Genomic DNA, 13,940 nt, shown 5'->3' with positions numbered 1-13,940 from the left:
TCGACTGCGTAGCCGGAGCGCTCAGCGCCCCAGCACGCGGTCCACGTGCTCGAGGAAGTGAGTCAGCACGGCCTCGGGTGCCTCGATCTGCGGCCAGTGCGCGATATCGTCGGCCAGCATCACGACGTCGGCGTCGGGGATCACCTCGCGGTACCGGTCGGCCATGTGGCGGCCCGAGTTCGGGTCGATCGGCCCGTCGATCAAACGCATCGGCACGCTGGTCTGCCGCATCGCGCGCACCCAGCGATTGCGGTGCGTGTACCGGTCGTTGAGGAATCTGCCGACCTGATGCATGACGCGCTTACCGTCATTGAATTCCAGGATCTGGTGAAACTGCTCGAACATGTGCGGTGTCGGCTTGGTGTTGGGTCCGAACATCTCGTTGAGGGTCGGCTCCAATAACTTTCGTGACAACGCACTGCCCTGAACGTGACTCATGATGTCGCCCAGCGGTGTTCGCGACATCAGCTTCTGCATCACGCGCGGGGTGTAGGCCTCGTTGAACATGCCGCCGTTGAGCCACGTGATGGACTCGAAGCGCAGCGGCCGGTAGGACCAGTCGCCGAACTCGTGCCGCGCCAACAGTTCCTGACCGACCGAGTCGCCGAGATCGTGCGCGAGCACATGGCACTGCGCGACGCCGAGGTGCTCCAGCAGCGCCTCGTGCATGTCGGCGTGGTCGTGCACCGAGTACTGGTAGGCCACCGGCTTGTCCGAGAATCCCATGCCGATCATGTCCGGTGCGATGACGGTGAACCGTTCGAGCAGCGTCGGCCAGATCAGCGACCAGTCCCACGAACTGAACGGATAGCCGTGGATCAGCAGCAGCGTCGGGCCCTCACCCAGGGGCAGGCCCGCAACAGAGAAGAAGATGTCGAAGCCCAGGTAGTCGAAGTACTGACCGTCGGCCTTCCAGCGCTCGAGATCGGCGTCCATGCTCGCAGCCTAGGCCGCGGCGTCAGTCGACCCGGCCGGTGACGCTCGCCTCGCCGACGGTGCTGGCCAGTGCGGCCACCCAGCCGGTGATCTGGCGAGCGATGTTCTGGTCGGTCAGGCCGGCCGCGGCCAGCACCTCGCCGCGCGAGGCGTGGTCGGAGAACTCCTGCGGCATACCCACGTCGCGGCAGGGCACATCGACCTCGGCCCGGCGCAGCGCCGACGACACCGCCGACCCGATACCACCGTGAACGCCGTTGTCCTCCAGCGTCACGACGAGCTTGCGCGTCCTCGCCATCGACACCACAACGTCGGACACCGGCAGCACCCAACGTGGGTCGACCACGGTCACGCCGATGCCCTGCTTGCGCAGACGCTCGGCCACCGAAAGCGCCATCGAGGCGAACGCCCCGACCGCGACCAGCAGCACGTCATCGGAGAGGCCGTCCGCGGGGACCGCGAGCACGTCGACGCCGGAGCGCCGCTCGAGCGCGGGAATGTCCTCGCCCACCGCACCCTTCGGGAAGCGCACCGCGGTGGGACCGTCGTTGACCTCGAGGGCCTCGCCGAGTTCCTCGCGTAGCCGCGCCGCGTCCCGTGGGGCGGCGACCCGGATGCCGGGGACGACACCGAGGATCGAGAGGTCCCAGACGCCGTTGTGGCTCGCCCCGTCGGGTCCGGTGACACCGGCGCGGTCGAGCACGATCGTGACCGGAAGCCGGTGCAGGGCAACGTCCATCATCAGCTGGTCGAAAGCCCGGTTGATGAAGGTCGAATAGATGGCCACGACCGGGTGCATGCCGCCCATCGCCAGACCGGCGGCAGAGGTCATCGCGTGCTGCTCGGCGATGCCGACGTCGAAGAACCGGTCGGGGAAGCGGTCGCGGAAGGCGCTGAGCCCGGTGGGGCCGGGCATCGCCGCGGTGATCGCCACGATGTCGCGGCGCTTGCTCGCCCGCTTGATCAGCTCGTCGGAGAACACCGACGTCCAACCCGGGGCCGCCACCGACGCGGACAACCCGGTGTAGGGATCGATCACGCCGGTGGCGTGCATCTGCTCTTCCTCGTCGGCCTCGGCCGGGCCGAACCCCTTGCCCTTGCGGGTGACGACGTGCACGATCACCGGTGCGTTGAAGCCGCGAGCGCTGCGCAGCGCCGTCTCAACCGCGTGCTCGTCGTGCCCGTCGATGGGGCCGACGTACTTCAGCCCGAGATCGGTGAACATCACCTGGGGCGACAGCGCATCCTTCACGCCGGCCTTGACGCTGTGCATGCACTGGTAGCAGAACTCACCGATCAACGGCACGCCGCGAACCGTGTCGCGGCCCTTCTCGAGCAGCCGCTCGTATCCCGGCTGCAGGCGCAGGCCCGCGAGATGATCGGCGAAACCACCGATGGTCGGGGCGTAGCTGCGGCCGTTGTCGTTGACCACGATCACCACGGGCCGCTTGGAGCCGGCGATGTTGTTGAGCGCCTCCCAGCACATGCCGCCGGTCAGCGCACCGTCACCCACAACGGCGACGACGTGACGGTTGCGATGTCCGCTCAGCTCGAAGGCCTTGGCCAGACCGTCCGCGTAGGACAGCGCGCTGCTGGCGTGGCTGGACTCGACCCAGTCGTGCTCACTCTCGGTGCGCGACGGGTAGCCCGACAGGCCGCCCCTCATCCGGAGGTTGTCGAAGTCCGCGCAGCGGCCAGTCAGCATCTTGTGCACGTAGGACTGGTGCCCGGTGTCGAAGACGATCGGGTCGTGTGGGGAGTCGAACACCCTGTGCAGCGCCAACGTCAGTTCGACGACACCGAGGTTGGGGCCGAGGTGTCCGCCCGTCGCGGCGACTTTGTGGATCAGGAACTGCCGGATCTCGATGGCGAGTTCGTCCAGCTGCGACTGCGTTAGGTGCTGCAGATCAGCGGGTCCGCGGACCTGTTCAAGCATCTCGTCAGTTTACGCACGCGAACCTCGTGCAGTCCTCTCAAGGCGGTTAGACATGGGCCACACCAGGGGGTCGGCCACGATCGGCGGAATCCGCGACGACGCAGGTCAGCTCCCCCGCATCCGCCCGCAGCCACGGCCGCCAGCACCGTCTTTCCGGGTTCCGGCGTGTCCGCGGCATCGACGCGCGTCACACCCGTGACATGGCACGTCGGTCGTGCTCGCCGCGCTAAACTCCCCGTTCAGGTGTGCCGGGAAGTCTGGTCGGCGAATGGACGCCCCATGCCCAGACCCACCACCAAACGAGGTGCTCGTGTTGCCCGACGATCAACAACCCCGCCGCTCGGTCACCCGAGCCCTGCTGAGTCGCGGCTCTTGGGCCGAGACATCGCGGGTGTCCAACATCCTGCGCAAGGAGACCGTCGGCGGCGCCCTGCTGCTCGTCGCGGCCGTCGTGGCCATCGGATGGGCCAACTCACCGTGGGCGGCCTCCTATGAGGCGCTCGGCGACCTGCGCGTGGGCACCGACCAGTTGGGCCTGCACCTCAACCTGAGCCTGGGCACCTGGGCCGCCGACGGGCTGCTGGCCATCTTCTTCTTCGTGGTCGGCCTCGAACTCAAGCGCGAGTTCGTCGCCGGCGACCTGCGCGACCCCAGCCGTGCGGCTCTGCCCATCGCCGCCGCGGTCGGCGGCATGGTGGTGCCGGCGCTGATCTTCGTGGCGTTCACGGCTCAGGTCGGCGGCGAGGCCATGCAGGGATGGGCCATCCCCACCGCCACCGACATCGCGTTCGCCGTCGCGGTGCTCGCGGTCATCTCCACACACCTTCCTGGCGCGCTGCGGACCTTCCTGCTCACCCTGGCTGTGGTCGATGACCTCTTGGCGATCACGGTGATCGCGGTGTTCTACACCGACGACATCAACCTTGTCGCGCTCGGCCTGGCGGTCGTGCCGCTATTGCTGTTCGCGCTGTGCGTGCAGCGCCGCATCCGGTCACCATGGCTGCTGATACCGCTGGCGCTGGCGACGTGGGCCCTGGTGCACGAGTCAGGCGTGCACGCGACGGTGGCGGGGGTGCTGCTCGGCTTCACGGTGCCGGTGCTGCGCAGTCAGGCTGCCGGCGGCCCGGACGCCGGGCCGGGGCTGGCCGAACACCTCGAGCACATCATCCGCCCGGTCTCGGCCGGAGTGGCCGTGCCGGTCTTCGCGTTCTTCGCCGCCGGCGTGACGATCGGCGGTCTGGACGGGCTCGCCTCGGCCCTGAGCGACCCCATCGCGCTGGGCATCGTGTTCGGTCTGGTGGTGGGCAAGGCGATCGGCGTCTTCGGCACCACTCGGATTCTGGCCGCGGTCACCCGGGCATCGCTCGACAGCGCACTGCGCTGGATCGACGTTTTCGGCATGTCGATGCTTGCCGGTATCGGCTTCACGGTGTCTCTGCTGATCGGCGAGTTGGCCTACGGCCCGGGCTCCGAGCAGAGCGAGCACGTCAAGATCGCGGTGCTGACGGGGTCACTGCTCGCCGCCGCTCTAGCCGCGATCCTGCTGCGGCTGCGCAACCGGCACTACCGCGCCGTGTACCTCGAGGAGACGCGCGACGACGACCACGACGGGATACCCGACGTCTACGAGGAGGCCGAGACCCCTCGCGCTCCGTGACTCGGCACGGGTGCCACGCGGTGGGTCACCCCCGCGTGAGCACCGCGATGCACTCCACGTGGTGGGTCAGCGGGAACGAGTCGAACACCCGTAGCTCCTCGACGGCGTAGCCGTGGCCCGTGTAGAGCCCCACGTCACGCGCGAACGACGCCGCCTCACAACCGATGTGGACGATCCGCGGGACGTCGGCGGCGGCGAGCAGATCGATCACCTCGCGTCCGGCACCGGTCCGTGGCGGATCGAGGACCGCGACGTCGGCGCGGCGCTTCTCGCCGGTGAGCGCGCGCCGCACCGAGTCCGTCACCACCGAGACGCAGCTGAGGTCGGCCAGCGCTGAGCGCGCCGCCCGTGCCGAGCCACGCGAGGTGTCCACCGTCAGCACCCGGCCCGACTCCCCCACCCCTTCGGCCAGGACTGCCGCGAAAACGCCTGCGCCGCCATACAAGTCCCATGCCGTCTGGCCGGGTTGCAGCCTGGCGTACTGCGCGACCAGATCGCTGTAGAGCTGGGCCGCCCCGCGATGCGCCTGCCAGAACGCCGTCACCGGCACACGCCACACCCGGTCGCCAACACGCTGGGTGGCCTCGTACTCGCCCTCGATCACCTGTGTCTGAGCTGACTTTCGTGCGGTGCGCGGTCCGGTCTGGACCACGTGGCGCGAACCGTCGTCATCGAGTGCGACGTGGATCTCGGCGCCCGGTGGCCAGCGCGACCCGTCGAGTCCGTCGAGCATCCCGGCGGGCAGTTGCGCACAGTTGAGGTCGGTCACCAGTTCGGGGCTGTGATAGCGGTGAAAACCCGCCTGGCCGTCTCCCGTCGTGGCCAGCCGCACCCGGGTGCGCCACCCCATCGCACCGTCGTCGTCGACCTCCTCGGCCTCGCCCGTCCACGAGAAGCCGCCGAGGCGTCCCAACTGATTGGCGACCACCTCACCCTTGAGATTCCTTGCGGCCGAGGGCTTCACGAACGCCAGGTCACAGCACCCCGAGCCGTCGACACCGGCGATCTGACACAGCGAGTCCACCCGGTCCTGCGACGGCTCGAGGATCTCGACGGCGACCGCGTGCCAGTGCTTGGCGCGCTCGTCGGTCACCCGCGCCAGAACCCGTTCGCCGGGCAGCGCGTAGCGCACGAACACCACCCGTCCGTCGTGACGGGCGATGCAGCTGCCGCCGTTGGCCGCGGGCCCGACGGTCAACTCCAGTGTGGAACTCATTCCAGGTAACCCCTTCGAGCATCGCCGGGAGCGGACTGCGGTTTGAGATTCTTCAACCGCTCCGACGAACTCAGTTGGTAAGGCACCGAGGTCACCATGACCTGCGGCTCGAACAGCAGACGGCCCTTGAGCCGCAGGGCACTCTGGTTGTGCAGGACCTGTTCCCACCAGTGTCCGACGACGTACTCGGGTATGAAGATTGTGACCACCGTACGCGGCGAGTCCTTGGTGATCCGCTTGACGTACTCGAGCACCGGACGCGTGATATCGCGGTACGGCGAGGCAATCACTTTGAGCGGCAGGGGGAAGTCACTCTCCTCCCATGCGCCCTTCAGCGCACGCGCCTCGGCGTCGTCGATGCTGACGTGGATCGCCTCGAGTTCGTCGGGTCGCGTCGCCCGCGCATACGCCAGCGCACGCTTGGTCGGCAGCGTCACGCTGGACACCAGCACGATCGCGTGGTTGCGACTGGGCAGGACCATGTCACCGCCCTCATCGGCCTCGAGCAACTCCTGCCGAACCGAGGCGTAGTGCTTGTGGATCATCTTCATGATTGCGAAGAGCACGCCCATCGCCAGGATCGCGATCCACGCCCCGGCCGCGAACTTGGTGACGACGACCACCAACAGGACCGATCCGGTGCAGATGCAACCGATGGTGTTGATCGCCCGGGAGCGCTGCATCTTGCTGCGCGCGGCGTCGTCGGTTTCGATGCGCAACAGCCGGGTCCAGTGCCGCACCATGCCGATCTGGCTCAGCGTGAACGACACGAAGACCCCGACGATGTACAGCTGGATCAGCGCGGTGACCTCAGCCTGGAACGCGACGACGAAGCCGACGGCCGCGAACGCCAGGAACAGGATGCCATTCGAGAACGCCAGCCGGTCACCACGGGTGCGGAGCTGATGGGGCAGGTAACTGTCCTGAGCGAGAATCGATCCCAGCACCGGAAAGCCGTTGAACGCGGTGTTCGCGGCGAGCATCAGGATCAACGCGGTGACGAGAGCGATGAGGAAGAGCCCGAGTGGGAAATCGTGGAACACCGCATCGGCCAACTGCGCGATCAGCGTCTTCTGGTGATAGTCGGCCGGCGCACCGATCAACTGCTCGTGCGGCCGTTCGGCGATCTGTACGCCGGTCTCCTTGGCCAGCAGGATGATGCCCATCAGCAGCGATACCGAGATCCCACCCAGCATCAACAGAGTCGTGGCGGCGTTGCGCGACTTCGGTTTCCGGAACGCAGGCACACCGTTGCTGATGGCCTCGACACCGGTCAGGGCGGCCGATCCGGAGGAGAATGCGCGCGCGACCAGGAACACCAGGGCGAACCCGAGCACGTCACCGTGCTCCGAGTGCATCTCGAAGCCTGCGGACTCGGCCCGCAGCGGCTGATCGAGGACGAGGATCTGGAAGAAGCCCCAGCCCAACATGAGGAACATGCCAATCATGAACGCGTAGGTGGGAATTGCGAACGCCGTGCCGGACTCACGGATTCCGCGAAGGTTCAACGCCGCGATGATCAGGATTGCGGCGACGGCGAACAACACCTTGTGCTGTGCGATGAACGGCACCGCCGAGCCGATGTTGGCCATCGCCGACGACATCGACACCGCCACCGTCAGCACGTAGTCCACCATGAGCGCGCTGGCCACCGTCAGTCCAGCCGTGGGCCCGAGGTTGGTGGTGACCACCTCGTAGTCGCCGCCACCGGACGGATAGGCGTGCACGTTCTGCCGGTAGCTGGCGATCACGATGAGCATGACCGCGCAGACGGCGAGGCCGATCCACGGCGTCAGCGCGTAGGCGCTCAACCCGGCGATCGACAGCACCAGGAAGATCTCCTCCGGCGCGTACGCCACCGACGACAGTGCGTCGGATGCGAACACCGGCAGCGCGATGCGCTTGGGTAAAAGCGTGTGGGCGAGCTTGTCGCTGCGGAACGGCGTTCCTAGGACCAGTCGGCGCGCGACGGTCGAGAGCTTGGACACGAGAGCCAAGGGTATGCCTATGCGTCGCGTACCGTCCCAATAGCTGTAGCGTTCTTCAGTGCGCATGTTGGGCACAACGATCTCTGGATAGCGCTGGGAGGACCGACGCGTGCGGGTAGTGGTGATGGGATGCGGCCGAGTGGGCGCGTCACTGGCGGACGGTTTGGCCCGCATCGGCCATGAGGTGGCCGTCATCGACCGTGACGGCACGGCATTTCACCGGCTGTCACCCGAGTTCCCCGGTGAGCGCGTGCTGGGCATGGGCTTCGACCGGGACGTCCTGCTGCGGGCCGGAATCGAGGATGCGGGCGCATTCGCCGCGGTCTCCTCCGGCGACAACTCCAACATCATCTCCGCACGGGTGGCCCGCGAGACGTTCGGCGTCGAGCGTGTGGTCGCCCGGATCTACGACGCCAAACGCGCCGCGGTGTACGAACGCCTTGGCATCCCGACGGTGGCCACCGTGCCGTGGACCACCGACCGGCTGCTCAACGTGCTGACCCGTGAGACCGAGACCACCAAATGGCGCGACCCGTCGGGCAATGTCGGTGTCGCCGAGCTGCCGCTGCACGAGGAGTGGGCCGGCCATCGCGTCACCGTGTTGGAGGGTGCGACCGGCGGCCGGGTCGCGTTCCTGATCCGCTTCGGCAGCGGCGTGCTGCCCGACCAGAAGACCGTGATCCAGGCGGGTGACCAGGTGTATCTGGCCGCGGTGTCCGGTCACATCGCCGAGGCGATGGCGATCTCCGCTCTGCCTCCCGCCGAGGACATCGACGACCAGTGAACAACGACAACCAGTGAAGAACCAGGTGAGGCCCCAGTGAAGGTCGCCATCGCAGGAGCCGGCGCCGTCGGCCGGTCCATAGCCCGCGAGCTCGTCGAGAGCCACGACGTGACACTGCTCGAGCGCAATCCCGATCACCTCGACGTCGATGCCATTCCCGCCGCGCAGTGGCGACTCGGAGACGCGTGCGAGCTGAGCCTGCTGGAGTCGGTCAAGCTCGAGGACTTCGACGTGGTGATCGCCGCGACGGGCGACGACAAGGCCAACGTCGTGCTCAGCCTGCTGGCCAAGACGGAGTTCGCGGTGGACCGCGTGGTGGCCCGCGTCAACGACCCCCGCAACGAGTGGCTGTTCGACGAGAACTGGGGCGTCGACGTCGCCGTGTCCACGCCGCGCATGCTCGCGTCGCTGGTCGAGGAGGCGGTGTCCGTCGGCGATCTGGTCCGGCTGATGAGTTTCCGCAAGGGCCAGGCCAACCTCGTCGAGATCACGCTGCCCGATGACACACCGTGGGGCGGCAAGGCCGTCAAGCGGCTGGAGCTTCCGCGCGACGCGTCCCTCGTGACGATCCTGCGCGGGTCGCGGGTCATCGTGCCTCAGGACGACGAACCCCTCGAGGGAGGCGACGAGCTGCTCTTCGTCGCGGTCGCCGAAGTCGAGGAGCAGTTGCGCGCACTGATCCTGAACGCAGGCTGATTCCGCACCCGAGCCGAGCGGTCAGTCCGTCCGCGCGAGCGCTGGCGGTGGTGGCCACCGATCGAAGCATCGGGCGGACGCCTCGGGTGCCACGCGACGGTAGTCACACTGGCTGTTGCTGATGCCGATCGCCGAGATCACCCCGGCGACCGCGAACAGCACCGCGATCACGACGGCCGCCTGACGGAAGCCCTCGAACTCCCCCGGCGGAAACCCGGAATCGCCACCCGCACCGATGATCACGCCCGCGAAGGCGATCGCCACCAGGCCCGCGATCCGCGACACCGCGTTGTTCACCGCTGAGCCGATGCCACTCTGCGCGGGATCGACCGCCGCCAGGACCGCCGAGGTGAGCGGTGACACGGTGATCGACAGACCCAGCCCGAAGACCACCAGACCCGGCAGTATCTGCGTCCAGAAGTCGAACGGCTCGCGCACCGTGGTGAGCAACAGGAAGCCGGCGGCGGCCACCAGCGGGCCCACCGCCATGTAGACGCGGGGGCCGTGTGCGCCCGCCAGGGCCCCGAAGCGCGGCGCGAGAACGAATGACAGCACCGCGATCGGCAGCGTGGCCAGGCCTGCCATCGACGCCGACATACCGGCACCCTCCTGCAGGAACAGCGCCACCACGAGCGTGCCGAGTGACACCCCGGCGTAGAGGAACACCGTCGCCAGGTTGCCGACCGCGAAGTTACGGGCGGTGAACAGCCCAAGCGGCATCACCGGATTCGGCACCCGGTGTTCCCACACCGGAAAGGCGACGAGGAGGCAGACACCCACCGCCAGACTGACCAGCACGGCCGGATGGGTCCACCCAAGGCGCTGCTGCTCGATGAGCGCGATGACGACGGCCGCCAGCCCGAGCGCGCCCAGGACGGCGCCGACGACGTCGATCCGTCCTGCGGTGCGGCGAGGTTCGTCGGCGGGCAACCGGGTGATGAGGTACAGCGTGACGGCCAGGGGGATCACGTTGATGCCGAAGACCCACCGCCAGTTCAGCGCATCAACGAGCAGCCCGCCCAGGGGTGGTCCGATAACGAATGCCGTACCGGTCCACGCCGTCCAGGTGCCGATGGCCCTGGCCTGTGCCGCGCCGGTGAACCGGGCGTTGAGCATCGCCAGCGAACTGGGTACCAGGAACGCAGCACCAACACCCTGCAGACACCGCGCGGCGACCAGGATCCATCCGCTGGGTGCCAGCGCGCACAGCACCGATGCGACGGCGAAGACCACCACCCCCAGCCGCAGGACCCTGAGCCTGCCGTACTGATCCGACACCGCACCGGCGACGAGGATCAGGGCACCCAGCGTCAGCAGGTAGCCGTCGATGACCCATTGCTGCAGGGCGAGGCCGCCACCGAGGTCGGCGGACATCGCGGGCAGCGCCAGATTGACCACCGAACCGTCCAGGAAGGCCACGAACGACGCGAGCACCGCGACGGCGAGCACCAGCCGGTCAGCGGTCCGCGGCATCACATGCCCGTCAGTCGGTGGGCGTCGGTCCCGACGCGTTCGACGTCTCGGACGTCTGCGTCGACGCCCCGCCCTCGACGGCACGTGCCTTCTCGTCCTCGTCCGCGTGCACCGCGCGCTGGGCGGCCCGGATAGCGAGGTAGGTGACCAGTGCCGCAATGGCTGTCAGCGGCCATCCCATGGCGATACGGGCCACGCCGAGCAGACCCGTCTGGTTCTCGTCATAGAGGTGGTTCTGCACCACGAAGCGCGCGCCGAACACCAGCACCCAGGTGAGCGTCGCAAGGTCGAACGCCCTGACCGCCCGACGCACCTCGCGCCAGCCCCGGTCGCGTCCGTTGGCCCATCCCCACACGTAGCCGACGATTGGCCGCCGGATCAGCACTGACAGGGCGAACACACCCGCGTAGATCAGTGAGGACCAGATACCCAGCAGGAAGAAGCCCTTGGACTCGCCGACGATGTAGGCGATCAGCGCGCTGACGCCGACGGCGAAGAACCCGGAGACGGCTGGCTGCAACGACTCCCGGCGGATCAACCGCCACACCAGGATGAGTGTGGCCACACCGAGGGCGGCGTAGATGGCGGGCATCAGGCCGGCGAACGACGACACCGGCACGAAGACCACCACCGGCAGCGATGAGTAGATCAGGCCGCTGATGCCGCCCATCTGCTCGAGGATCGCCTGCGCGTTGAGCTTGCTCTCCGGCCGGTCCTGCCCGTCCGATGCGGTCTCGTCTGCAGCCCCGTTGTCGGGACTGGTCACTTCTGGATCTCGTAGTGCGGGTTGTAGATGGCCTTGCTTCCGTTCTCCAGCTTGCCCATCCTGCCGTGGACGCGCAGCGTTCGACCTGACTCGATGCCCGGGATGCGGCGCTGGCCCAGCCAGACCAGCATCACCGAGTCGGTGCCGTCGAAGAGTTCGGCGCGCACACCACCGGCGCACCCCTTCGCGGCGGTCTCCACGCAACGCAAGGTGCCGACCATGGTGACCTCCTGGCCGCGCTGGCAGTCAATCGCCTTTTGCGCGCCGGTCTGGGCCGCCTCGTCGCTGAGCGCCGCTACGTCGTGTTGTTCTGGATCTTCCGTCAGACGACGGGTGAGCCGACGCAGATAGCCTTCGGCCGTGGCCATGTCTCTCCTGACCGCTGTGGCGAATCCACCTTGGATCCTGACCCCTCGCCACCGTAGACCTCTTGGTGGGGATTCGCCACGTCGCTCCTGGCGTTGCGCGCGGGTGATTTGACGCACACGGCACGATCGTCTGATGGCGCTGAATCTGAGCGGGGCGACGGTCGTTCTGCTGCCCGGAACGGGCTCCGATGACGACTACATCTACCGCGTGTTCGCCCCCGCCCTGCACGACGTGGGTGCCACCGTGGTGACACCGCCGCCGAACCCGAATCGCCTCGTCGACGGGTATCGCGACGAGTTGGATGACGCAGCGCGCTCGGGCCCCATCATGGTCGGCGGGGTGTCGATCGGCGCGGCCGCGGCCCTGCGGTGGGCACTGGATCATCCGTCCCTGGCACTCGGCGTCCTGGCCGCGCTGCCGGCGTGGACGGGGTCCCCGGCCGACGCGCCCGCCGCACACGCCGCGCGTCACACCGCACATGTGCTGCGCAGGGATGGGCTGGCCTCAGCGGTCGCGCAGATGCGCGCGTCGAGCCCGCAGTGGCTGGGCGAGGAGTTGACCAGGTCGTGGGTGAGTCAGTGGCCCGCGCTGCCCGATGCCATGGAGGAGGCGGCGGGTGTCGTCGCACCGACGAGCGATGAGATGGAGTCGCTCGCAGTCCCGATGGGGGTCGCGGCCGCCACTGATGACGCGGTGCATCCCATCGAGGTGGCGTTGGAGTGGGTCAGCGCGGCTCCGCACGCGGCGTTGCGCACCGTCACACTCGATGAGATGGGCGCCGACCCGGCAGCGCTGGGCCGCGCATGCCTCGCCGCCCTGCTGGATGCCTGACCTCTAGAGGTCGGCGGTCCTAGCCGCCCGTGATGGTCCGCAGCTGCTGCATGGCCGAGCCCTGCTCACTGCGGCGCGCCGCCGGCGCGGGTGGCTCGGGCTGCTGCTGCTGTTGCAGCTGCTGAGCCTGCGCGGCCACCATCTGCTCGGCGCGAACGCGCAACCGCTCCACCAGCGTCTCGGACAACTGCAGCGGCAACATGGCACGCACCGGCTGCGGCGTGTCACCGCGGCGGATGACCGTGTCAGCCAACGCTTTCCGTGCCTCGTCCGCGATCTTGTCGGCCAACTGCGGCGGGCCGATGGCCGCACCACGGACCATCCACCGATAGCCGTCGACACCGATGAACCGCATGACGACGGGTTCGGGGCCGTTGGTCACGACACCGACGACCTCGCGGCCCCAGGGGCCGTCCTCTATGGACACCTGCGCGTTGTCCTTGCGCAGCGAGTCGGCGATCTCGGTGACCACCTCACGCCAGAGTCCCCCGGTCTTCGGGGCGGCCCACGCGGTGAGGTTGTAGCGCCCGTTGGGCGTCACCATCCACACAGCGGTCGGCACGCCCTGCTGATTGACCTCGAAGACCAGCTCTGCGGTCTCGTCCTCGGGGATCAGGACCGAGCCGAGGTCATGCCGACCAACCGTGGCGTGGCTCGCATCGTCGAAGTCGCCGATGTCGAACGGACCGTCGAGATCGTCGTCAGCGCCGTTCGCAGCGTCAGTGTTCGCAGCGTTCATGTTCGCAACATCCGTGTCCTCCGGAGCCGGGCCGGTGGCCTCGTCGCTGCCGGTGTTCTTGCGCCTACCCAGTGCCATCACAAACTCTCGTGTCCGCCAGAGGAACCGTGGCCGCCAATGCCACGGCTGGTATCAGCCAAACCTGCCTCGTCGAACGATGTGACTTCGACCAACTCGGGAAGTTCGACCCGTTGTACCAGTAACTGCGCGATGCGGTCGCCGCGGCGCACCGCAATGGGCTGCTCGGGATCGGTGTTGATCAGCGTCACCTTGATCTCGCCGCGGTAGCCAGCATCGACCGTGCCCGGGCTGTTGACGATCGAAAGCCCCACGCGGGTGGCCAAACCGGACCGTGGATGCACGAGGCCGACCATGCCGTGCGGGATCGCGACGGCGATTCCCGTTGGCACCAGGGACCGGTGTCCCGGTGCCAAGTCGACGTCGACGGCGCTGTACAGGTCGACGCCGGCATCGCCGTCGTGCGCTCGAGTGGGCATGGGCAGTTCGCGATCAAGTCGCACTACCGCCAGTGAGGTGGGCACGTTGCAC

General features: G+C 68.0%; 13 protein-coding genes. 4 read left to right on the top strand and 9 right to left on the bottom strand.

Annotation, left to right across the window (positions count from 1 at the left end):
• Positions 1–21: 21 nt before the first annotated feature.
• Both ABIA65_RS24205 and dxs read right to left on the bottom strand, forming a co-directional pair.
• The gene (locus tag ABIA65_RS24205) at positions 22–936 is read right to left on the bottom strand and encodes an alpha/beta fold hydrolase (RefSeq protein ID WP_354525123.1); all 915 of its coding nucleotides are present in this window, start codon (positions 934–936) and stop codon (positions 22–24) included.
• A gap of 22 nt (positions 937–958) precedes the next feature.
• Complete coding sequence (gene dxs / locus ABIA65_RS24200) at positions 959–2,872, bottom strand: 1-deoxy-D-xylulose-5-phosphate synthase (protein ID WP_354525122.1); 1,914 nt, start codon at positions 2,870–2,872, stop codon at positions 959–961.
• Between the two features lie 313 nt (positions 2,873–3,185).
• Between dxs and nhaA the strand changes: the two genes are divergently transcribed.
• The gene (nhaA, locus tag ABIA65_RS24195) at positions 3,186–4,529 is read left to right on the top strand and encodes a Na+/H+ antiporter NhaA (protein ID WP_354525121.1); all 1,344 of its coding nucleotides are present in this window, start codon (positions 3,186–3,188) and stop codon (positions 4,527–4,529) included.
• A gap of 25 nt (positions 4,530–4,554) precedes the next feature.
• Here the strand turns inward: nhaA and ABIA65_RS24190 are convergent, their stop codons facing one another.
• Positions 4,555–5,745, bottom strand: coding sequence for a class I SAM-dependent RNA methyltransferase (locus ABIA65_RS24190; RefSeq protein WP_354525120.1), 1,191 nt, complete (start codon positions 5,743–5,745; stop codon positions 4,555–4,557).
• Positions 5,742–7,742, bottom strand: coding sequence for an APC family permease (locus tag ABIA65_RS24185; protein ID WP_241405714.1), 2,001 nt, complete (start codon positions 7,740–7,742; stop codon positions 5,742–5,744). Before ABIA65_RS24185 ends, ABIA65_RS24190 begins: the two co-directional genes overlap by 4 nt.
• 100 nt (positions 7,743–7,842) lie before the next feature.
• Between ABIA65_RS24185 and ABIA65_RS24180 the strand changes: the two genes are divergently transcribed.
• Both ABIA65_RS24180 and ABIA65_RS24175 read left to right on the top strand, forming a co-directional pair.
• Positions 7,843–8,517 carry a potassium channel family protein gene (locus tag ABIA65_RS24180; protein WP_241399493.1) on the top strand — a complete coding sequence of 225 codons (675 nt, stop codon included), beginning with the start codon at positions 7,843–7,845 and terminating at the stop codon, positions 8,515–8,517.
• A 36-nt stretch (positions 8,518–8,553) separates the two neighbouring features.
• Positions 8,554–9,213 carry a potassium channel family protein gene (locus ABIA65_RS24175; protein WP_241399494.1) on the top strand — a complete coding sequence of 220 codons (660 nt, stop codon included), beginning with the start codon at positions 8,554–8,556 and terminating at the stop codon, positions 9,211–9,213.
• Between the two features lie 21 nt (positions 9,214–9,234).
• Here ABIA65_RS24175 and ABIA65_RS24170 read toward each other — a convergent pair whose 3' ends face one another.
• Genes ABIA65_RS24170 through ABIA65_RS24160 form a run of 3 tightly spaced genes read right to left on the bottom strand, consistent with a single transcriptional unit; the run spans position 9,235 to position 11,820 of the window.
• Complete coding sequence (locus ABIA65_RS24170; RefSeq protein WP_354525119.1) at positions 9,235–10,686, bottom strand: MFS transporter; 1,452 nt, start codon at positions 10,684–10,686, stop codon at positions 9,235–9,237.
• Between the two features lie 10 nt (positions 10,687–10,696).
• Entirely contained in the window at positions 10,697–11,452 is a 756-nt protein-coding gene (locus tag ABIA65_RS24165; RefSeq protein ID WP_502919608.1) for a DUF3159 domain-containing protein, read from the bottom strand.
• Entirely contained in the window at positions 11,449–11,820 is a 372-nt protein-coding gene (locus ABIA65_RS24160) for an OB-fold nucleic acid binding domain-containing protein (RefSeq protein ID WP_241399496.1), read from the bottom strand. Before ABIA65_RS24160 ends, ABIA65_RS24165 begins: the two co-directional genes overlap by 4 nt.
• A gap of 133 nt (positions 11,821–11,953) precedes the next feature.
• Here ABIA65_RS24160 and ABIA65_RS24155 point away from each other — a divergent pair, with 133 nt between their 5' ends.
• Positions 11,954–12,652, top strand: a complete 699-nt coding sequence (locus ABIA65_RS24155) for an alpha/beta hydrolase (RefSeq protein ID WP_354525118.1) — start codon at positions 11,954–11,956, stop codon at positions 12,650–12,652.
• Positions 12,653–12,671: 19 nt separating this feature from the next.
• On the opposite strand, the gene ABIA65_RS24150 is transcribed toward ABIA65_RS24155, so the two are convergent.
• Positions 12,672–13,469, bottom strand: a complete 798-nt coding sequence (locus ABIA65_RS24150) for a DUF3710 domain-containing protein (protein ID WP_241399498.1) — start codon at positions 13,467–13,469, stop codon at positions 12,672–12,674.
• Positions 13,469–13,933, bottom strand: a complete 465-nt coding sequence (gene dut, locus ABIA65_RS24145) for a dUTP diphosphatase (protein ID WP_241399499.1) — start codon at positions 13,931–13,933, stop codon at positions 13,469–13,471. The genes ABIA65_RS24150 and dut overlap by 1 nt, the downstream gene beginning before the upstream one ends.
• Positions 13,934–13,940 lie beyond the last annotated feature (7 nt).

The sequence above is a fragment of the Mycolicibacterium sp. 624 genome (assembly GCF_040548615.1).
Taxonomy (GTDB): Bacteria; Actinomycetota; Actinomycetes; order Mycobacteriales; family Mycobacteriaceae; genus Mycobacterium.
The sequence above is the reverse complement of the archived record's forward strand: the minus strand, read 5'-3'. Positions and strand labels throughout refer to the sequence as shown.